21 protein-coding genes are annotated in these 18,655 nt (G+C 67.8%); 13 read left to right on the forward strand and 8 right to left on the reverse strand.

The window, feature by feature from the left end; genetic code table 11:
- Window position 1 precedes the first annotated feature (1 nt).
- Window positions 2-595, reverse strand: a complete 594-nt coding sequence (locus tag AAFP30_RS02025; protein WP_419228151.1) for a cysteine dioxygenase — start codon at window positions 593-595, stop codon at window positions 2-4.
- A gap of 392 nt (window positions 596-987) precedes the next feature.
- On the opposite strand from AAFP30_RS02025, the gene fdxA reads away from it, so the two are divergent.
- Complete coding sequence (fdxA, locus tag AAFP30_RS02030) at window positions 988-1,317, forward strand: ferredoxin (RefSeq protein WP_419228152.1); 330 nt, start codon at window positions 988-990, stop codon at window positions 1,315-1,317.
- Window positions 1,318-1,327: 10 nt separating this feature from the next.
- Complete coding sequence (dapC, locus tag AAFP30_RS02035; RefSeq protein ID WP_419228153.1) at window positions 1,328-2,443, forward strand: succinyldiaminopimelate transaminase; 1,116 nt, start codon at window positions 1,328-1,330, stop codon at window positions 2,441-2,443.
- 152 nt (window positions 2,444-2,595) lie between these two features.
- On the opposite strand, the gene dapD is transcribed toward dapC, so the two are convergent.
- The 3 genes from dapD to AAFP30_RS02050 all read right to left on the reverse strand — a co-directional run bounded on the left by dapD (window position 2,596) and on the right by AAFP30_RS02050 (window position 4,409).
- The gene (gene dapD / locus AAFP30_RS02040) at window positions 2,596-3,564 is read right to left on the reverse strand and encodes a 2,3,4,5-tetrahydropyridine-2,6-dicarboxylate N-succinyltransferase (protein ID WP_419228154.1); all 969 of its coding nucleotides are present in this window, start codon (window positions 3,562-3,564) and stop codon (window positions 2,596-2,598) included.
- Between the two features lie 57 nt (window positions 3,565-3,621).
- On the reverse strand, window positions 3,622-4,026 hold the full coding sequence (locus tag AAFP30_RS02045; RefSeq protein WP_419228155.1) for a VOC family protein: 405 nt from the start codon (window positions 4,024-4,026) through the stop codon (window positions 3,622-3,624).
- Between the two features lie 65 nt (window positions 4,027-4,091).
- Complete coding sequence (locus tag AAFP30_RS02050) at window positions 4,092-4,409, reverse strand: zinc-ribbon domain-containing protein (RefSeq protein ID WP_419228156.1); 318 nt, start codon at window positions 4,407-4,409, stop codon at window positions 4,092-4,094.
- Window positions 4,410-4,541: 132 nt separating this feature from the next.
- Between AAFP30_RS02050 and AAFP30_RS02055 the strand changes: the two genes are divergently transcribed.
- The 10 genes from AAFP30_RS02055 to AAFP30_RS02100 all read left to right on the forward strand — a co-directional run bounded on the left by AAFP30_RS02055 (window position 4,542) and on the right by AAFP30_RS02100 (window position 13,075).
- Window positions 4,542-4,892, forward strand: coding sequence for a VOC family protein (locus tag AAFP30_RS02055; RefSeq protein WP_419228157.1), 351 nt, complete (start codon window positions 4,542-4,544; stop codon window positions 4,890-4,892).
- 156 nt (window positions 4,893-5,048) lie between these two features.
- Entirely contained in the window at window positions 5,049-6,158 is a 1,110-nt protein-coding gene (dapE, locus tag AAFP30_RS02060; RefSeq protein ID WP_419228158.1) for a succinyl-diaminopimelate desuccinylase, read from the forward strand.
- A gap of 22 nt (window positions 6,159-6,180) precedes the next feature.
- Complete coding sequence (locus AAFP30_RS02065; protein WP_419228159.1) at window positions 6,181-7,038, forward strand: TIGR00730 family Rossman fold protein; 858 nt, start codon at window positions 6,181-6,183, stop codon at window positions 7,036-7,038.
- Window positions 7,035-7,571: a TIGR00730 family Rossman fold protein gene (locus AAFP30_RS02070; protein ID WP_419228161.1), complete on the forward strand. Its 537-nt coding sequence runs from the start codon at window positions 7,035-7,037 to the stop codon at window positions 7,569-7,571. Before AAFP30_RS02065 ends, AAFP30_RS02070 begins: the two co-directional genes overlap by 4 nt.
- Before the next feature lie 85 nt (window positions 7,572-7,656).
- The gene (locus AAFP30_RS02075; RefSeq protein ID WP_419228162.1) at window positions 7,657-9,435 is read left to right on the forward strand and encodes a long-chain-acyl-CoA synthetase; all 1,779 of its coding nucleotides are present in this window, start codon (window positions 7,657-7,659) and stop codon (window positions 9,433-9,435) included.
- A 141-nt stretch (window positions 9,436-9,576) separates the two neighbouring features.
- A complete protein-coding gene (gene folP / locus AAFP30_RS02080; RefSeq protein WP_419228164.1) occupies window positions 9,577-10,440 on the forward strand; it encodes a dihydropteroate synthase in 864 nt (287 codons plus the stop codon).
- The gene (locus AAFP30_RS02085; RefSeq protein WP_419228165.1) at window positions 10,437-11,486 is read left to right on the forward strand and encodes a glucosyl-3-phosphoglycerate synthase; all 1,050 of its coding nucleotides are present in this window, start codon (window positions 10,437-10,439) and stop codon (window positions 11,484-11,486) included. Before folP ends, AAFP30_RS02085 begins: the two co-directional genes overlap by 4 nt.
- Before the next feature lie 57 nt (window positions 11,487-11,543).
- Entirely contained in the window at window positions 11,544-11,843 is a 300-nt protein-coding gene (locus AAFP30_RS02090; protein ID WP_419228166.1) for a DivIVA domain-containing protein, read from the forward strand.
- A gap of 177 nt (window positions 11,844-12,020) precedes the next feature.
- Entirely contained in the window at window positions 12,021-12,188 is a 168-nt protein-coding gene (locus tag AAFP30_RS02095) for a DUF3117 domain-containing protein (RefSeq protein ID WP_004019232.1), read from the forward strand.
- Between the two features lie 47 nt (window positions 12,189-12,235).
- Entirely contained in the window at window positions 12,236-13,075 is an 840-nt protein-coding gene (locus AAFP30_RS02100; RefSeq protein ID WP_419228645.1) for a putative RNA methyltransferase, read from the forward strand.
- 7 nt (window positions 13,076-13,082) lie between these two features.
- Here the strand turns inward: AAFP30_RS02100 and glgA are convergent, their stop codons facing one another.
- The gene (gene glgA / locus AAFP30_RS02105) at window positions 13,083-14,249 is read right to left on the reverse strand and encodes a glycogen synthase (protein WP_419228167.1); all 1,167 of its coding nucleotides are present in this window, start codon (window positions 14,247-14,249) and stop codon (window positions 13,083-13,085) included.
- Window positions 14,250-14,371: 122 nt separating this feature from the next.
- On the opposite strand from glgA, the gene glgC reads away from it, so the two are divergent.
- Window positions 14,372-15,586, forward strand: a complete 1,215-nt coding sequence (gene glgC / locus AAFP30_RS02110) for a glucose-1-phosphate adenylyltransferase (protein WP_419228168.1) — start codon at window positions 14,372-14,374, stop codon at window positions 15,584-15,586.
- A gap of 12 nt (window positions 15,587-15,598) precedes the next feature.
- On the opposite strand, the gene AAFP30_RS02115 is transcribed toward glgC, so the two are convergent.
- Genes AAFP30_RS02115 through cofD form a run of 3 tightly spaced genes read right to left on the reverse strand, consistent with a single transcriptional unit; the run spans window position 15,599 to window position 18,614 of the window.
- Entirely contained in the window at window positions 15,599-16,183 is a 585-nt protein-coding gene (locus AAFP30_RS02115; protein ID WP_419228169.1) for an NUDIX hydrolase, read from the reverse strand.
- Complete coding sequence (locus tag AAFP30_RS02120) at window positions 16,180-17,529, reverse strand: coenzyme F420-0:L-glutamate ligase (protein WP_419228170.1); 1,350 nt, start codon at window positions 17,527-17,529, stop codon at window positions 16,180-16,182. Before AAFP30_RS02120 ends, AAFP30_RS02115 begins: the two co-directional genes overlap by 4 nt.
- Window positions 17,526-18,614, reverse strand: coding sequence for a 2-phospho-L-lactate transferase (gene cofD / locus AAFP30_RS02125; protein WP_419228172.1), 1,089 nt, complete (start codon window positions 18,612-18,614; stop codon window positions 17,526-17,528). The genes AAFP30_RS02120 and cofD overlap by 4 nt, the downstream gene beginning before the upstream one ends.
- Between the last annotated feature and the right edge of the window lie 41 nt (window positions 18,615-18,655).

Below are 18,655 nucleotides of genomic sequence, written 5' to 3' on the forward strand. Positions count from 1 at the left end.
GTCACTCCGGTTCGTCGGTCAATTCGGTGCGGGTACGACGTAGCGTCGCACGATCGGTGACCGCGTAGTACGACATCGCGGTCAACGGTGGCGAATAGGCATGCACGCTCAGCGTCGGCGCCACAGCCGACACCGCTGGGCGGTCGGTGCTCACCGGTGCGACCACGAGTGGATCGTGACGCTGCACGTCGTGTACCCAGCCGAGGGGGAACGCGGCCTGAGCGCCGGCGTCGAGGATGCGCAGCGTGAGGTCGTGCCCGGTCCAGCGGTACTCACGCAACGACCCCGACAGGACCGTCAGTGCTCCCAGCGATCCGGCGTGGTCGTGCAGTTCGGTCGATCGGTCCGGCGTCCAGCTGATCAGCCACACGTCGAGGTCATCGTCGGAGTGCAATCGGGTGGACCAGCGTTCGACCGGATCCCAGGTCGGCGGCAGCAGGTGGTCGTAGACGCCGTCGAGGACGTCGGCGACGCCCTGGTCGGTGATGCGCAGCAGGTCTGCGGGTCGCAGTCGGGTGGGGAGATTGGCGGTGCGGACGTGGGTGGCGCGTGGTTCGGGGGCGCGGGGTTCGGGACGGCGCAGGGCGATGGTCATCGGATCTCCGTGGCTCGGTGGATGGGTCGGGGCGTCAGCGGGGACAGCCGGGACACATCTCTCGTCGAGCGACGACGATGGCGGCCTGATCGATCACGCCAACCACCATGGCGGTGGACCGTCGTCGCGTCGACCGTTATCCGCACGCTGATCGCAACCCCTGGGGCATAGCGAACTGTGATCCGCGTTACTCGATGCCTGGTCGGCGGGGGATCGTTTCGTTGTTCTGCGGACCTGCCCGATAGTCTTGGATGCGGACACGTGTGCGCGGACCCGTTCGATCGGATCGCCGCAGGTGTTGGGAGTTGCGACGCGTTCAGCCCACGCGTCGCCTGCGCCGGCAACACCCGGGTGGGTGCGGCGCCGAGACGAGTTTTGCAGCGAAGGAGAGTGTGGTGACCTACATCATCGCGGAGCCCTGTGTCGATGTGTTGGACAGGGCCTGCGTCGAGGAATGCCCGGTGGACTGCATCTACGAGGGCGGCCGGATGCTCTACATCCAGCCCGACGAGTGCGTCGACTGCGGTGCCTGCGAACCGGTCTGCCCGGTCGAGGCGATCTTCTACGAAGATGATGTGCCCGACGACTGGGAACCCTACGTCGGCGCCAACGCCGACTTCTTCGACGATCTGGGTTCGCCCGGCGGCGCCAGCAAGGTCGGCAAGACCGACTTCGATCCGCCGTTCATCAAGGGGCTGCCCCCGATGGGCGAAGAGGACTGATCGCGTTCTCGTGAACACGCCGCGCACACGCCGTCGGGTCAGTTCGGTCCTGCCCGACTTTCCGTGGGACACCATCGCCGACGCCAAGGCCCGTGCCGCGGCGCATCCCGGCGGCATCGTCGACCTCTCGGTCGGCACACCCGTCGACCCGGTGGACCCACTCATCCGGTCCGCGCTCGCCGACGCCTCGGAGTTCCCCGGCTATCCGACGACGATCGGCACACCGGAACTGCGCCGCGCCGCGGTCGCCGCGGTGGGTCGGCGCTACGGGGTTGCCGGGCTCGACGAGTCGGGCGTGCTGCCGGTCATCGGTACCAAAGAGGCCATCGCAGGGTTGACGTCGACGCTGGGCATCGGTGCCGGTGAGATCGTGGTGGTGCCCGAAGTCGCTTATCCCACATACGAAGTCAGCGCCCTGCTGGCGGGAGCGACACCGATGCGGGCGGACTCCACCGTCGCCCTCGGACCGACCTCACCAGCGCTGGTGTTCCTGAACTCGCCGTCGAATCCGACCGGACGGGTGCTCGGCATCGATCACCTCCGCAAGGTCGTCGCATGGGCACGTGAACGCGGCGCGATCGTCGTCTCCGACGAGTGCTATCTCGGACTCGAGTGGGACGCCGACGCGTACTCGATCCTCGACCCACGTGTCAGCGACGGCGACCACACCGGGTTGCTCGCGGTGTTCTCGTTGTCGAAGGTGTCGAACCTCGCGTCCTATCGTGCGGGATTCCTCGCCGGCGACCCTGACCTGATCGCCGAACTCCTCGCGGTGCGCAAACACGCCGGACTGATCATGCCGTTCCCGGTGCAGGGGGCGATGGTCGCCGCGCTGAACGACGACGCGCACGTCGCCGACCAGCGCGAACGCTACCGGGCACGACGCGAGACATTGCTGGCCGCGGTCCGCGGCGCCGGATTCCGGGTGGAGCACTCCGAAGCCGGCCTCTACCTGTGGACGACGCGCGATGAAGACTCCAGGGCCACCCTGGACTGGTTCGCCGAACGCGGCATCCTCGTGGCGCCCGGCGATTTCTACGGCCCGGCCGGCACGCGCCACGTGCGCATCGCCCTGACCGCGACCGATGAGCGGATCACCGCCGCAGCCGAGCGCTTGCAGGTCTGACAGCAGGCTGGCCGACGCTGGTCGAAACGCTGCCGGCGGGCGCAACCCCACGCTGGTTGAGCGCGACGAGCGAGCGAAGCGAGCCCGACGCTGGTCGAAACCACGCCCGTCATCGGATCGGTGTTTCGACCAGCTCAACCAGCGGGCGTGCCTCAGTTGTTCTTGTGCAGCGCCTCGTTGAGTGCGATGCCGTCACCCTTCCACGGCGTGACCTCGACCCCACCGTTGAGGCTGTTGCGGCGGAACAGCAGGTTGGACTGTCCGGCCAATTCACGCGCCTTGACGGTGGTGCCGTCCGGCCCGGTCACCTTGGTGCCGGCGGTGACGTAGAGGCCGGCCTCGATGACACAGTCGTCGCCGAGCGGGATGCCGCATCCGGAGTTGGCGCCGAGCAGGCATCGCTTGCCCAGCGAGATGATCTCCTTGCCACCACCGGACAGGGTGCCCATGGTCGACGCGCCGCCCCCGATGTCGGAGCCGTCACCGACCACCACACCGGCCGAGATGCGGCCTTCGACCATCGACGACCCGAGGGTGCCGGCGTTGTAGTTGACGAAGCCCTCGTGCATCACCGTGGTGCCCGCGGCGAGGTGCGCGCCGAGACGGACCCGGTCGGCGTCACCGATCCGGACGCCACCGGGCACCACGTAGTCGACCATCCGTGGGAACTTGTCGACGCTGTAGACGGTCACCGGGCCACGACGCCGGAGCCGCGCCCGAGTAACCTCGAAATCCTTTGTCGCACAAGGGCCGTGATTGGTCCACACCACGTTGGTCAGCATCCCGAAGATCCCTTCGAGGTTGATGCCGTGCGGGGTGACGAGCCGATGCGAGAGCAGGTGCAGTCGGAGATAGACGTCGTAGGCATCATCCGGTGCCGAGGCGAAATCGGTGATGGAGGTGCGAACCGCGACCGTCTTGACGCCCCGTGCGGAGTCCGTGCCGACGAGCTCGCGTAGCGACTCAGGGATGTCGTCGCCCTCGAGCATCGTGGTGCCCGAGATGGCGGGGCTGTCGAGTTCGGGATTGGGGAACCATACGTCGAGAACCACACCGGTATCGGCGGACCCGCCGTTCGTCAGGGTGGCAATGCCGGTTGCGTAAGCGCCATTCGTCGTCACGGGAGGACAGCCTACCGGGGTGGGTGGGCGATCGAGCCCACGAGTGTCTCCCCGACGTCAGCCGAGCGGGCAGTAGAAGTCCACCGGATTGTCGTCGGGATCGAGTACCACCGCGTATCGCTGACCCCAGACAGCGTCGAAGGGTTCCACCGACGACCGATGCCCGGCAGCGACGAGTCGCGCATGAGTGGCGTCGACGGCGTCGGGGGAGGCGCACTCGAAGGCGAGAGCCATCCGGTGGCCACCCGACGGCGGTCGCCAGCCGGGCGTGAACGACTCGACCACCGCGACCGTGTCGAACATGATTCGCACGTCGCCGACGCGGGCCTCGATGTGCGGCTGATCGGCGGCGTCGTCGGGGAGTTCGAGGCCGCACAGCCGGTAGAACCCAGTGGTGGCGCCCATGTCCCGGGCGACGATGGACAGCGCGTTGAACGTTGGTGTCGGGTGGTCGATGCTCATTCCTCGACGGTATCCGCACCGACCGACAGTCGTCGTCGAACAACGCCGTCCCCGGGGAGTGCGGATCAGAACCCGCCCTGTCCCATCGACCGCGGTGCCTGCTGCGGCGGCATCGGGTACGGCGCGGGCGCACCATGCTGCTGCGCGTGCGCGTCGGCGACGAACCGCTCCGCGTTCTCCCGCGAGAGCGTCGACGCCTGCCCGCAGTACGAGCACGTCATCTGATAGTTGCCGTGACCGAACGGGAAGATCGGCAAGAAGAACAGAGTGAACCATGAGCGCACGCGAAACAGTCGCTGCGCGGCCGGACTGTGGCAGAACGCGCACTGGAAGATCAGTGCCGCCAGAAACGCCGTGGTCGTGCGGCTTCCGAAGATGATCATTGAGTCCCCTTCCCCTCGAACCCACTGATGGTAAGCGCTACCGATACGTCGACGAGCCACCGTCATCCGCTCGGAGGACCCCGTGCCGGCGCGTAGATTGCAGGACAGGCGATCGGTTGCGAGGAGGCCACGATGATCCGCGGGATGCATGCGATGTTCTATTCGTCGGAGGACCGCGCGTTGCGTGAGTTCATCCGGGACAAACTGCAGCTGCCCGGCGCCGACACCGGCGACGGCTGGCTCATCTTCGACGCACCGGAAGCAGACCTCGGCGTACACCCGACCGACGGCGTCGCACCGCCGTCCGGGACCGCCGACGTGTCCTTCTACTGCGACGAGATCGAACAGACCGTCGCCGAACTCACCGGCCGCGGTGTCGAGTTCACCGGACCCATCGAAGACCACGGGTACGGTCTCGTCACGCACTTTCACGTACCGGGTGGGTTCACCGTCCAGCTCTACGAACCGCGCTACGGCAAGTAAGCGGACGCTATTTGGTCGCGGCGCCGCAGCCTGCTGACGATGTTCGAGGGCCGCGAAATGCCGCATTTCGCGTCCATCGAATGGCACCTCGAACAGGTGGATCTCTGAGCATCGGCATGGCGGACACACCGGATGCCGGCACGATAGGTTGGTCGGGTGACGACCGCGCCCAAGACCACCCTCGACCTGCACGCCGACCCCGTCGAGCTGACCGCCGCCCTCGTCGACATCGAGAGCGAGTCGCGTAACGAAACCGCCATCGCCGACGCCGTCGAACACGCGTTGCGCACGCAGACAACAGGTTTCGAGGTCGTTCGGCACGGGGATCGGGTGCTGGCGCGGACCGATCGCGGGCTGGGACGGCGGGTCATCCTCGCCGGCCACCTCGACACCGTGCCGGTCGCCGACAATCTGCCGCATCGTCGTACCACCGACCCCGACGAGGGGGAGGTGCTGCACGGCTGCGGCACCGTCGACATGAAATCCGGCGACGCGGTGTTCCTGCACCTCGCGGCGACCCTGGCCGACCCGTCGTGCGACCTCACCCTGATCTTCTACGACTGCGAGGAGATCGCCGCGAAGTACAACGGCCTGGGCTTCATCGAACGCGAACTGCCCGACTGGTTGCGCGGCGACGTCGCGATCCTCGGCGAGCCCACCGCCGGACTCATCGAGGCCGGCTGCCAGGGCACCCTGCGAGTGCGCCTGACCACCACCGGCGTGCGCGCCCACTCGGCCCGATCGTGGATGGGCGACAACGCCATTCACAAACTCGGCGACGTCCTCACCACGCTGGCGGCCTACCGGCCGCGCCGCGTCGACATCGACGGCTGCGAATACCGTGAGGGACTCTCGGCGGTGGGCGTCGGCGGGGGAGTCGCCGGCAACGTGGTGCCCGACGCGGCCTGGGTCGACGTCAACTTCCGCTTCGCGCCCGACCGCAGCATCGAGCAGGCCACCGACCATGTCCGCGAGGTCTTTGCCACCCAGCTCGCCGACGGCGCACTGGGATTCGAGGTCACCGACGCGGCTGCGGGAGCCCTGCCCGGACTCGCCAACCCGGCGGCTGCCGCGCTCGTCGACGCCGCCGACGGCCGATTCCGCGCCAAGTACGGCTGGACCGACGTGTCCCGGTTCTCCGCGCTCGGTATCCCCGCGGTCAACCTCGGCCCCGGCGACCCCAACCTCGCCCACCGCGCCGACGAACGGGTCCCCGTCGCCCAGATCGGTGAGGTCACCGAGCTGCTCCGCCGTTATCTGTCGTGAGGCCCGGGTAGCGTGAGTGACCATGTCGACCGCTGACGCAACGCCCGGCCGCCATCGCGCCTCCCAGTCTGATCCACCGCAACCGAGCCCACCCGACTCACCGAACGTCCCGGACTCCCCGAAACCGGACGTCTGTTACGTCGGACCGGTCCGGATACGGCGCGACGCGGTGGCCGACGACGCCGAGACCACCGACCGGCGCTTCCTCGAGTGGGTCGATCCCCGCGATCACCAACTACGGACCGAACGCACGATGCGCGACTCGTGGCGGGTGCTGCGTATCCAGTCGGAGTTCGTCGCCGGATTCGACGCGATGAGCGAGGTGGCCGAGGCCGTCACGGTATTCGGCTCGGCACGGCTGCAGCCGGGCAGCGACGAGTACGAGCTCGCGGTCCGGCTCGGACGGGCGCTCGGCGAGGCCGGGTACGCGGTGATCACCGGCGGCGGGCCAGGTGCGATGGAGGCCGCCAACCGCGGCGCCCACCCGACGGGTTCCCAGTCCATCGGACTCAACATCGAGCTGCCGTTCGAACAACACCTCAACCCGTGGGTCGACATCGGCATGCACTTCCGCTACTTCTTCGTGCGCAAGACGATGTTCGTCAAGTACGCACAGGCATTCGTCTGTCTCCCAGGCGGATTCGGCTCCCTCGACGAACTCTTCGAGGCGCTGACCCTGGTGCAGACCAAGAAGGTGGTGCGCTTCCCGATCGTGCTCGTCGGCCGCGACCACTGGTCCGGCCTCCTGGACTGGATGCGCGACGTCCTGCTGACCAAGGGCATGATCTCCGCCGACGACCTCGATCTGCTGCAGGTCGTCGACGAGCCCGCCGAGGTCGTCGCGATCGTCGACGCCGCGACCCCCGGGCGTGCCCGATGAGCGCGATCTGCGTGTACTGCGCCTCCGGAAAGGTCTCCGCGGAGTACCTCGACCTCGCCGCCGAACTCGGCACCGCCCTCGCCGCGGCCGGTCACACCCTGGTCTCCGGCGGCGGCAACGTCTCGATGATGGGCGCGGTCGCCGAGGCCACCCGAGCCGGGGGTGGGCACACTGTCGGCATCATCCCCCGGGCCCTGATGGAACGCGAGGTCGCCGACCTCGGCGCCGACGAACTCGTCGTCACCGAGACCATGCGCGAACGCAAACGACAGATGGACGAGCGCGCCGACGGTTTCATCACCATGCCCGGCGGCATCGGCACCCTCGAGGAACTGTTCGAGACCTGGACCGGCGGCTATCTCGGCATGCACGACAAACCGGTCGTCCTGCTCGACCCGTTCGGCTTCTACGACCCGCTGCTGGCGTGGCTCGAAGATCTCGCCACCCGCGGTTTCGTGTCCCGCGCGGCACTCGACGGCCTACTACGGGCGGATACGGTGCCGCTCGCCATCCAACTTGCTACTGGCCGGTAAGGTAGACGTGACGGTGGCAACGGTGATTGGAACGATCGCCGCGCGTCACCCCCTGACCGGCACGAGGGAAGCGGAGTAGTACCCGATGGCGAGTAGTGAAGCCCACAGCGCAGTTGGTCTCACCGACCTCATCCGCGGCGTCGTCAAGATGGCGCCACACGCACCGAACATGATCAAGCACCTGCCCGGGCTGATCCACCGCCCGCCGGAGGCCCAGCGCACCATCGGGTCGATCTTCGCCAAGCACGCCGACGCCCACCCCGACCGTCCGTTCATCCGGTTCGAGGGCCGCTCGATGACCTACGGCGAGGTCAACCGGCGCGTCAATCGGTACGCCGCGGTGCTCACCGAGTGCGGTGTCGGACGCGACGACGTGGTGGCCATCCTCGCCAAGAACAACCCCACCGACCTCATGGCGATCCTCGCGACCGTCAAACTCGGTGCCACCGCTGGCATGCTGAACTACAACCAACGCGGAAAAGTGTTGGCGCACAGTGTTTCCCTGCTTGACGCGACGGTACTCGTCTACGACCCGGACTGTGCCGAGGCCTTCGCCGACATCCCCGCCGACGATCTGCCCAAGCATGTCTACGACTTCGACGAGCTCGACGCCGCCGCCGAGGGACGGTCCGAGCGCAACCCGCAGATCACCGCCACGCTGCCGGCCTCCACCAAGGCGTTCTACATCTTCACCTCGGGCACCACCGGGATGCCGAAGGCCAGCGTGATGAGCCACAACCGGTGGCTGGCGAACCTGTCCGGCATCGGCGGTCTGGCCGTGCGCCTCAAGCACACCGACACGATGTATGTCGCGTTGCCGCTCTACCACAACAACGCGTTGTCGGTCTCGCTCGGATCGGTGCTCGCCTCCGGTGCCTGCATCGCGATCGGCCGGTCGTTCTCGGCGTCGAAGTTCTGGGACGACGTCATCCGCAACCGGGCGACCGCCTTCTGCTACATCGGCGAACTGTGCCGCTATCTGCTCGCCCAGCCGGAGAAGCCGACCGACCGCCAGCACGCGGTGAAGGTCATCATCGGCAACGGCATGCGTTCGGAGATCTGGGACGAGTTCTCCGAACGCTTCGGCATCGACCGCATCGTCGAGTTCTACGGCGCGAGCGAACTGAATCTCGCCTTCGTCAACGCCTTCGACGTCGCACGCACCGCAGGCTTCTGCCCGCTGCCCTACAAGATCGTCCAGTACGACGAGCATGGTGACCCCAAGCGCAACGACGCCGGACGTCTGGTGGAGGTGGACAAGGGTGGGGTCGGTCTGCTGATCGCCGAGATCAGCGAGCGGGTGCCGCTCGACGGCTACACCGATCCCGAGGAGACCGAGAAGAAGGTCATCCGCGACGCGTTCAAGAAGGGCGACGCCTACTTCAACTCCGGCGATCTGGTGCGCGACCAGGGCTTCTCCCACATCGCCTTCGTCGACCGCCTCGGCGACACCTTCCGGTGGAAGGGGGAGAACGTCGCGACCACCGAGGTCGAGGGCGCCCTCGACTCCTACCCGGCGGTCGCGCAGTCGGTGGTCTACGGCGTCGAGGTCGACGGCACCGACGGTCGCGCCGGAATGGGCGCGGTGAAGGTGCGCGACGGCGAGGAACTCGACCCCGGCAAGCTCGCCGCCCACCTCTACGACCATCTGCCGTCCTATGCCGTCCCGCTGTTCCTCCGGGTCGTCGACGACTTCGAACAGACCTCGACGTTCAAGAACTTCAAGGTGCAACTGCGCGACGAGGGCTATGCGGAGGCGGGTGACGACCAGATCTACGTGCTCGCCGGAAAGGAGAAGGGTTACGTCGAGTTCTACGACGAGTACCCCTCCGACGTCGCGAACGCAAAGGCGCCGAAGGGCTGAGCGCTACCCACGCCCGCCTGGTCGCACCTCACCTTCGCTGGTCGAGTAGGTGACGAGCGCAAGCGAGCCGTTCCTCCGCTGGTCGAGTAGGTGACGAGCGCAAGCGAGGAGCCGTATCGAGACCTGGCTACCCTGGGACCCATGCTCGCAACCCTGTGCGGTAAGGCCGTCGCGACCGACCGCGCACTGGTCATGGCCATCGTCAACCGGACACCCGACTCGTTCTACGACAAGGGCGCGAGCTTCACCGACACCGCAGCCCAGTCGCGGGTGGCGCAGGTGATCGACGAGGGCGCCGACATCATCGACATCGGCGGGGTCAAGGCCGGACCGGGCGACGAGGTGGACGCCGCCGCCGAGACCGAACGCGTCGTCCCCATGATCGCCTGGATCCGGGAGCGCTATCCCGACGTCCTGATCAGCATTGACACCTGGCGCAGCGAGGTGGCCGAACAGGCGTGTGCCGCGGGCGCCGATCTGATCAACGACACGTGGGCCGGTGCCGATCCCGACCTGGTGAAGGTGGCCGCGGCCACCGGCTCGGGCATCGTGTGTTCGCATACCGGCGGCGCGACCGTGCGGACCCGTCCGCACCGGGTCACTTACGACGATGTCGTCGCCGATGTGGTCAGCGAGGTCACCGCCGCCGCCGAACGTGCCCTCGCCGAAGGTGTCGCCCGGGACTCGATCGTGATCGATCCGACACATGACTTCGGGAAAAACACCCACCACGGGCTCGCCTTGTTACGCGGTGTAAAAGATCTTGTTAATACCGACTGGCCAGTGCTTATGGCGCTGAGCAACAAGGATTTTGTGGGGGAGACTCTGGGAGTGGACCTCGATCAACGGTTGGAAGGCACTCTTGCCGCAACAGCTCTGAGCGCCGCTGCCGGCGCCCGGATCTTCCGCGTGCACGAAGTGGCTGCCACCCGTCGAGTGGTCGACATGGTCGCTGCCATCGCGGGGACACGATCTCCCGCCCGAACAGTCAGGGGACTCGCATGACCGAAGAGGCTCGTCGGACCCAGAAGCGCAAACCACGCAAGGCCACCGCCGCCAACAACCGCAACAAGACTGCGATGTGGCCGGCTCCCGCCGACACGCTCAGCGACAAACAGCGCTGGGCGACCACCAACACCTGGGAACGCCCCGATTGGACGATCGACGAACTCGTCGCCGCCAAGGACGGTCGCACGGTGTCGGTGGTCCTGCCTGCCCTGAACGAGGAAGAGACGGTCGCCGACGTGATCGCCTCGATTCGTCCACTGTTCGGCACCCTCATCGATGAACTGATCGTGCTGGACTCGGGGTCCACCGACGCCACCGCCGAACGCGCCCGCGCGGCCGGCGCCCAGGTGATCACCCGCGAGCAGGCCGTTCCGGAACTCGAACCCGTCAAGGGCAAAGGGGAGGTGCTGTGGCGTTCGATCGCCGCGGTCACCGGCGACATCATCGCCTTCGTCGACTCCGATTTGATCGACCCCGACCCGATGTTCGTGCCCAAGATGCTCGGGCCGCTGCTCATCGACCCGAAGATCCAGCTGGTCAAGGGCTATTACCGGCGACCGCTGCGGACCGGCGGGCAACACGACGCCAACGGCGGCGGACGGGTCACCGAACTCGTCGCGCGTCCGCTGCTCGCGTCGCAGCGACCCGACCTCACCGGGGTGCTGCAACCGCTCGGCGGCGAGTACGCCGGCACCCGCGAACTGCTGTCGTCGGTGTCTTTCGCCCCCGGTTACGGCGTGGAGATCGGGCTGCTCATCGACACCTTCGACAATTACGGCCTCGAGGGCATCGGCCAGGTCAACCTCGGTGTGCGGACACACCGTAACCGGCCGCTGATCGAGCTCGGTGTGATGAGCCGACAGATCGTCGGCACCCTGATGCGGCGCTGCGGCATCGAGGACTCGGGCGTCGGCCTCACCCAGTTCACCGCCGAACCCGACGGCTCGTTCACCGGCCACACCACAGAGGTGTACCTCGAGGACCGGCCCCCGATGAACACCATCCGCGTCATCGAGACCGACGACGAGGAGATCGCCTCCTAGGTCGAACAGCACCCACTCGACGGAAAGTGGCGCCCACTCGACGTTAGGGTGAGCAGCGTGCAGACAATCCTTCTGTATTTGCTCGTGATGGCCGTCGTGGTGGCCGCGGTCTTCGCGGTGGTGTGGTTCGTGTTCGGCCGCGGGGAGCAACTACCGCCGCTGGACCGCGGCACCACCCTCACCCGGTTGCCGCGTGCGGGCATCACCGGCGACGACGTCCGTGCCCTCACCTTCGCGCAGACCGTGCGCGGCTACTCACCGTCCGAGGTCGACTGGGCGATGGAGAAGTTGGCCCGTGAACTCGACGAACTGCGGGGCGTCGTCGGCTATCTTCGCGCTCGCGACGCGGGCGAATAGTCGGGTCTGCCGGACACACCGGCCGTTGCCGGGTTCATCGGCAGGCCACGCCACGGCACGTGGGCGGCAGGTACGTGCGGTTGAACACGTATCATTGTCGTGGCACCTGCAGCATTTCGACCGATGCTCGGGTGTCATTCCACACCGTGTGGCGAACGCTCTGGAAGGAGTTCGAGAATGGCGGCAATGAAGCCACGTACTGGGGACGGCCCCCTCGAAGCGGCCAAGGAAGGACGTGGAATCGTTGTCCGGATTCCGATCGAAGGCGGTGGACGCCTGGTGGTCGAACTGACTGCAGACGAGGCAGCCGCGCTCGGGGAGGAACTCCGCGGGGTCACCGGCTGAGTCCGGATCGTCGACCGCCGGGCGCGCTGAAGGTCGTCGAGCGCGTCCTGCGGTGTCCCGTCTGCGGTGGTGGCGTCGCTGTCGCCGCCGACGACAATTCGCTGATCTGCGTCGACGCGCACCGCTTCGACATCGCCCGCCAGGGCTACGTAACCCTGATGGACGGGCGGTCGAGTACGCACCGCTCCGATACCGCGGACATGGTCGCCGCCCGGCGACGGGTGCACGAGGTCGGCCTCTTCGATGAGATCGCCAGTGGGGTAGCCGATGTCGTCGCATCGACCCGGCCCCAGACGGGTGCTCCAGGCGTGGTGTTCGACGCCGGAGCCGGCACCGGACACTATCTGGCCGCGGTGCTCGACGCCGATGCACACGCGCATGGCATCGGGATGGATCTGTCCAAGTACTGCGCCCGTGCCGTCGCACGGTCCCACTCACGCGCCGCATCCGTCGTCGCCGACATTTGGCGCACCCTACCGATCGGCACCGACGAGATCGACGCGGTGCTCTCGATCTTCTCGCCCCGCAACGTCGACGAGTTCGCACGCGTGCTCCGGCCCGGTGGACTGCTCGTCGTCGTCACCCCCGAACCCGATCACCTGGGAGCGCTCATCGCGCCGATGCGCATGCTGAGCGTCGCCACCGGCAAGGACGAGCGACTCGCCGCGGCCGTGGCCACTGCGTTCGACATCGTCGACACCCGCACGATCCGCGCCGACCACGCACTCGACGCCGCCACCATCACCGACCTGGTGGCCATGGGGCCGTCGGCTTTTCACCGGCCGGTGGACGAGATCCGATCGGCAGCAGGCACACTGACCGCCCACGATGCACGACGCATCGACGTCACGGTGTCGGTCACCGTCACCACCTGCCGACTCCGCTGAAGCGACGTCAGCGCAGCGTCGAGCGGTAGACCTCCAGGGTCTGTTCGGCGATTGCCACCCAGGAGAACTCCGCCTCGGCGCGTTCGCGGCCGGCGATGCCCATCGCGGTCGCGGCCGCCGGATCGGCGACCACCGCATTGACCGCCTCGGCCAGGCCCGCCTCGAAGCCCTTCGGATCGGTCGGATCGTAGGACACCAGTCGGCCGGTGACGTTGTCGCGGACCACCTCTGGAATGCCGCCGACGGCCGACGCGACCACCGCGGTCTCGCACGCCATCGCCTCCAGGTTCACGATGCCCAGCGGCTCGTAGACCGACGGACACAGAAAAACGGTTGCGGCCGTGAGTATCTGGCGGATCTTTGGGCGGACGAGCATGTCGCGTACCCAGTAGACGCCGTCCCGGGATTTCGACAGCTCGGTGACCGCCGCCTCGATCTCAGCACCGATCTCCGGGGTATCGGGAGCGCCCGCGCACAGGATCAGCTGGATCGACGGATCGAAGTCGTGCGCCGCCGCGACGAGATGCGCCACACCCTTCTGACGCGTGATGCGACCGACGAAGGCCGCGATCGGGCGATTCGGGTCCACCCCGAGTTCGACGAGTGGTGAGTCAGCTCCGAACGGATCATCCACCGGATACCACTCCGAGGTGTCGATGCCGTTGCGCACCACGTGAACTCGCTCGGGATCGAGCCGCGGATAGGTGTTGCACACCTCGGTGCGCATCCCCGAACTCACCGCGATGACCGCGTCGGCGTACTCCACCGCATTGCGTTCCACCCAGCTCGACACCCGGTAGCCGCCGCCGAGCTGCTCGGCCTTCCAGGGCCGGCTCGGTTCGAGCGAATGGGCCGTGAGGACATGCGGCACACCGTGCAGTTGGGCTGCGAGATGACCGGCCAGCCCCGTGTACCAGGTGTGCGAATGCACCAGATCGGCGCCGGCCGCGCCGACCGCCATCCGCAGATCAGCCGACAGGGTCGTGATCGCCGCGTTGGCGCCGGCCAAACCGGGATCCGGTTGGTAGACGTGCGCAGTGTCCCGCTCGGCGCCCATGCAATGGACGTCGACGGTGGTGAGTGCCCGGAGGTGCCGGACCAATTCGGTGACGTGTACGCCTGCGCCGCCGTACACCTCAGGTGGATATTCCCGGGTCATCATCGCCACCCTCATGGGCATGACGCTAACGCCAACGCCCCGAGTTCGCCAACGATGGCGGAAACTCATACACATTGGCACCAACAGCACGCCGATTCGCCTAGCCCAGAGGTTCGATGCCGGTTAAGTTGGTGACTGTGAGATCACAGCCGCACGTGCTCGGAATCGTTCTCGCCGGCGGCGAGGGGAAACGCCTGTACCCCTTGACGGCGGACCGCGCCAAACCCGCGGTCCCATTCGGCGGCGCCTACCGCCTCATCGACTTCGTGCTGTCCAATCTCGTCAACGCGGGCTACGAACGTATCTGCGTCCTCACGCAATACAAGTCGCACTCATTGGACCGGCACATTTCCCAGACCTGGTGGACGTCGGGCTTCCATGGCGAATACATCACGCCGGTGCCGGCGCAGCAGCGCCTGGGGCCGCGCTGGTACACCGGCAGCGCCGACGCCATCTTCCAGTCGATGAACCTGATCACCGACGAGAGTCCCGAGTACATCGTGGTGTTCGGCGCCGATCACGTCTACCGGATGGACCCGTCGCAGATGGTGGAGGCCCATATCGACTCGGGCGCCGACGTCACCGTCGCCGGCATCCGCGTCCCGCGCTCAGAGGCGTTCGCGTTCGGCTGCATCGACGCCGACGACAACGCCAAGATCACCCAGTTCCTGGAGAAGCCGAGTGATCCGCCGGGTACCCCGGACGATCCGGATGCCACGTTCGCGTCGATGGGCAACTACGTGTTCACCACCGCCGCGCTCGTCGAGGCCCTGCGGGCCGACGCCGCCGACCCGGACTCCGACCACGACATGGGCGGCGACATCATCCCCGCTTTCGTCAACAAGGGATCGGCCTACGTCTACGACTTCAAGGACAACGAGGTGCCCGGCGCCACCGAACGCGACAAGGGCTACTGGCGCGACGTCGGGACGCTCGACGCGTTCTACGACGCGCACATGGACCTGGTGTCGGTGCACCCGATCTTCAACCTCTACAACCGACGCTGGCCGATCCGTGGGGAGACGGAGAACCTGCCGCCCGCCAAGTTCGTGCAGGGTGGACTGGCGCAGGACTCGGTGGTCGGCGCGGGCTGCATCATTTCGGCTGCGACGGTGCGGGATTCGGTGCTGTCGTCGAACGTGATGGTGGAGAACGGCGCGATCATCGAGGGCAGCGTGCTGATGCCGGGCGTGCGGATCGGCAAGGGGGCGGTGATCCGCAAGGCGATCCTGGACAAGAACGTCGTCGTCGGTGACGGCGAACACCTCGGGGTCAACGTCGACGCCGACCGGGAACGCTTCTCGATCAGCAGCGGCGGCGTGGTCACCGTCGGTAAGGGGATCCGGGTCTGAAGCGCTCGGGTCTCAGCCCAATCCCGTTGCGCGACAGGCGGCCAGCCCGCGGTTGATGAGCACCGGCACGTCGACGGTGTCGGTGTCGGGCGGCAGGGCGTCGACCGGCCACCACGCCAGGTCCACCGACTCGTCGCTGAGGACCGGTGGCGGGGGAGTGCCGTCGGCGGTCGGTGCGGCGACCGCGGCGAACCGTACGTCGAGATGTCGCGTCGGTAGCCCCAACGAACACGTGATCGGATGAGTGTGCAGATGCACCGGATCCGCGGTCACCGTCAGGTCGGGCAGCCCCGACTCCTCGTGTGCCTCACGGGCGGCGGCGTCGCGGAGCGTCTCGTCGGACTCCTCGCAGTGTCCGCCGAGCTGAATCCAGCGACCCACCCGCGGATGCAGGGTGAGCAGTACGTGGCGCAGCGTCGCGTCGAAGACGATCGCCGACCCGGTGATGTGCCCGGGCTCCGATGCCCGCAGGCACCCGTTCGGTGCGGCGTCGAGGAACGCGAGATAGGTGTGCCGCAACGAATCCTGTTCCGGATCGGGTGCCTGCCACGCGGTGAGTGTTGTGCGCGCCGAGGTGTGCAGCGAGGTTGCGCTCATCGTTCGAGTACCAGGCCGTCGGTCGCCGCGGGCGGGCGCAGCGCCGTCGCCTCCTCGAGCGGGTGACCGATCGCGATCGCGCCCAACGGTTCCCAGTCGGCGTCGACATCGAGTACCGAGCGCACGACCTCGGGCGCGAAGATGGTGGACCCGACCCAGCAGCTGCCGATCCCGCGGGTCGACAACGCCACCAGCAGTGCGGCGACGGCGCCGCCACCGGCGACGGTGAACATCGTGTGTTCGGCCGCGGTGCGACGGTCGTCGGGGTAGTCGTGCCGACCGTCGGAGGTGAGGAAAGGGATCACCAATTCCGGTGCTTCGTAGAGGATCTGGCCGCGGCGCAACCTTTTGGTGATGGACTCCGCGGTTTTCTCGTCGCCCTCGAGGTCGGCGCGCCAGGCGTCGGTCATCGCATCGAGGAGGCGGGTGCGGCGCTGTGGCGAGCGTACCCACACGAAGCGCACCGGGTGGGTGTGATGGGGGGCCGGCGCGGTCAGTGCGTCGGCGAAGGCTGCCGCCATGAGCTCCGGGTCGACGGAGCCGGGCGCGAATGACCGTACCGAGCGGCGGGTGCGGATCGCCTCACGTCGGCCCGCCTCGATCGCCTCGGCGGTGCCGAGGCGGAACAGGTCCTCCTCGGCCGGGCGGATGAGCGCCGCGGCGGTCGATCCGTCGTCGGTGGGCTCGAGGCCGCGGACCACCGCGATCGGCACGCCGGTCAGCTTGCCCTTCACCAGATCTGCGGCGGCGGCGATCTCGTCGGCGACCGCGATCTCGGTCACGATGAGCGGATTGCCGTAGGTGTCGACAGAGCCGTCATAGGGATGGGTGACGCGGATGCCTGCGGCGCCGATCGCCACGTCGGTCTGTCCGGTGCGCCAGGCCCGGCCCATCGTGTCGGTGACCACCACCGCCACGTCGATGCCGCCGAGTTCCTTGAGCCGCGTGCGCAGTCGCGTGGCGCTACCGTCCGGGTCGACGGGCAGCAGCGCCAGCTCGTCGGAGGCCACGTTGGAGCCGTCCACGCCCGCGGCCGCCTGCACCAGCCCATTCCGATTCTCGGTGATCAGGGTGCGGTTCTTGCGGGCCAGTACACGCACCGACTCGTCGTCGATCAGCTTGCGCCGCAATGCGTCCCGCTCGTCGGGGTCGGCCGGTGCGGGCACCATCCGTCCCTCGGTCTTGGAGAAGATCTTGCTGGTCACCACCGCGACGTCGCCGTCGGCCAGCCACGGCGCCGCGTCGAGCAGTTCGCGGGCGATGTCGCTGTCCGGTCCGAACTCGCCGAGGCCGGTGACCGGTCGGATCTCCAGCGTGCCGGGCGCCCGATGGTCGCCGAGGGTCATGATGCGGCTCCCGTGTCGGTACCGATATCGGTGGGTGGGGTGTCGAGTCCGACCAGTGCGCAGGCGTCGCGCACCATCTGCGCGGTTGTGGGCGGGTCGGTCATCAGCAACGGCGCGCGCCCGACGGCGATGCCGTCGACGGTGGCGTGATCGCCGTCCGCGATGAGCCAGCCGTCCAGGATGCCGCTTGCACTGCGGGCGCCGTAGTGCGCCGCGATCGCCTCGGCGGAGGTCTCCACGCCGATCACCGAGAGGCATTCGTCGGCCATCCCGCGGAGCGGGCGGTTGTCGATGACCGGGCTGATCCCGACCACCGGCGCCGACGTGGTCCGCAGCGCGGCGCGGATGCCGGGCACGCTGACGATCGCGCCGATGCTGACCACCGGGTTGCTCGGGGCGAGCAGCACCACGTCGGCCGACTCGATGGCCTCGACGACGCCGGGTGCGGCCTTGGTGTCGTCGGAGCCGACCTGGGCGAAGCCGTAGGTGGGGATCTGCGCACGATGACGGACCCACCACTCCTGGAAGTGGATGGCGACGCGCTCGCCGTCGTCGCCGTCGGGTTTGGCCACCACGACGTGTGTCTCGTGCCGGTCGTCGGTGGCCGGCAGCAGGCGCACGCCCGGTTGCCAGCGGCGGCACAGGGCGGCGGTGACGTCGGAGAGTCGGTAGCCGGCGTCGAGCATCTGGGTGCGGATCAGATGGGTCGCCAGATCGCGGTCGCCGAGACCGAACCAGTCCGGGTCGGCGCCGTAGGCCGCCAATTCTTCCTTCGCATGCCAGGTTTCGTCGACGCGTCCCCACCCGCGGTCACGGTCGATACCGCCGCCGAGGGTGTACATGCAGGTGTCGAGGTCGGGGCAGATGCGCACGCCGTGCATCCAGGCGTCGTCGCCGACATTGACGATCGCGGTGATCTCATGTCGGCCGGACGGATGAATCTGCCCCGGCTCGGACCTGGCCGGCTCGGTCGATTCGGCGGAGGAATCCGGTGGCTCGGGAAAGGGCGTGGGCCCGAATAATTCCCGCACCCCGGACAGGAAGCGGGCGCCACCGACACCACCGACGAGGACCGTCACTTTCACCCTCGACACTGTAGTGACCGCGTGAGCGCAGCCGTGCGCGC

It is taken from the genome of Gordonia sp. CPCC 205515 (genome assembly GCF_048537925.1).
Taxonomy (GTDB): domain Bacteria; phylum Actinomycetota; class Actinomycetes; order Mycobacteriales; family Mycobacteriaceae; genus Gordonia.

Bases quoted from the DNA above. Each gene is read 5' to 3' on its own strand.
- AAFP30_RS02025 (WP_419228151.1), bottom strand. From the start codon at position 595: ATGACCATCGCCCTGCGCCGTCCCGAACCCCGCGCCCCCGAACCACGC.
- AAFP30_RS02045 (WP_419228155.1), bottom strand. From the start codon at position 4,026: ATGAGCATCGACCACCCGACACCAACGTTCAACGCGCTGTCCATCGTC.
- AAFP30_RS02050 (WP_419228156.1), bottom strand. From the start codon at position 4,409: ATGATCATCTTCGGAAGCCGCACGACCACGGCGTTTCTGGCGGCACTG.
- AAFP30_RS02055 (WP_419228157.1), top strand. From the start codon at position 4,542: ATGATCCGCGGGATGCATGCGATGTTCTATTCGTCGGAGGACCGCGCG.
- AAFP30_RS02065 (WP_419228159.1), top strand. From the start codon at position 6,181: ATGTCGACCGCTGACGCAACGCCCGGCCGCCATCGCGCCTCCCAGTCT.
- AAFP30_RS02070 (WP_419228161.1), top strand. From the start codon at position 7,035: ATGAGCGCGATCTGCGTGTACTGCGCCTCCGGAAAGGTCTCCGCGGAG.
- AAFP30_RS02075 (WP_419228162.1), top strand. From the start codon at position 7,657: ATGGCGAGTAGTGAAGCCCACAGCGCAGTTGGTCTCACCGACCTCATC.
- folP (WP_419228164.1), top strand. From the start codon at position 9,577: ATGCTCGCAACCCTGTGCGGTAAGGCCGTCGCGACCGACCGCGCACTG.
- AAFP30_RS02085 (WP_419228165.1), top strand. From the start codon at position 10,437: ATGACCGAAGAGGCTCGTCGGACCCAGAAGCGCAAACCACGCAAGGCC.
- AAFP30_RS02095 (WP_004019232.1), top strand. From the start codon at position 12,021: ATGGCGGCAATGAAGCCACGTACTGGGGACGGCCCCCTCGAAGCGGCC.
- glgA (WP_419228167.1), bottom strand. From the start codon at position 14,249: ATGAGGGTGGCGATGATGACCCGGGAATATCCACCTGAGGTGTACGGC.
- AAFP30_RS02115 (WP_419228169.1), bottom strand. From the start codon at position 16,183: ATGAGCGCAACCTCGCTGCACACCTCGGCGCGCACAACACTCACCGCG.
- AAFP30_RS02120 (WP_419228170.1), bottom strand. From the start codon at position 17,529: ATGACCCTCGGCGACCATCGGGCGCCCGGCACGCTGGAGATCCGACCG.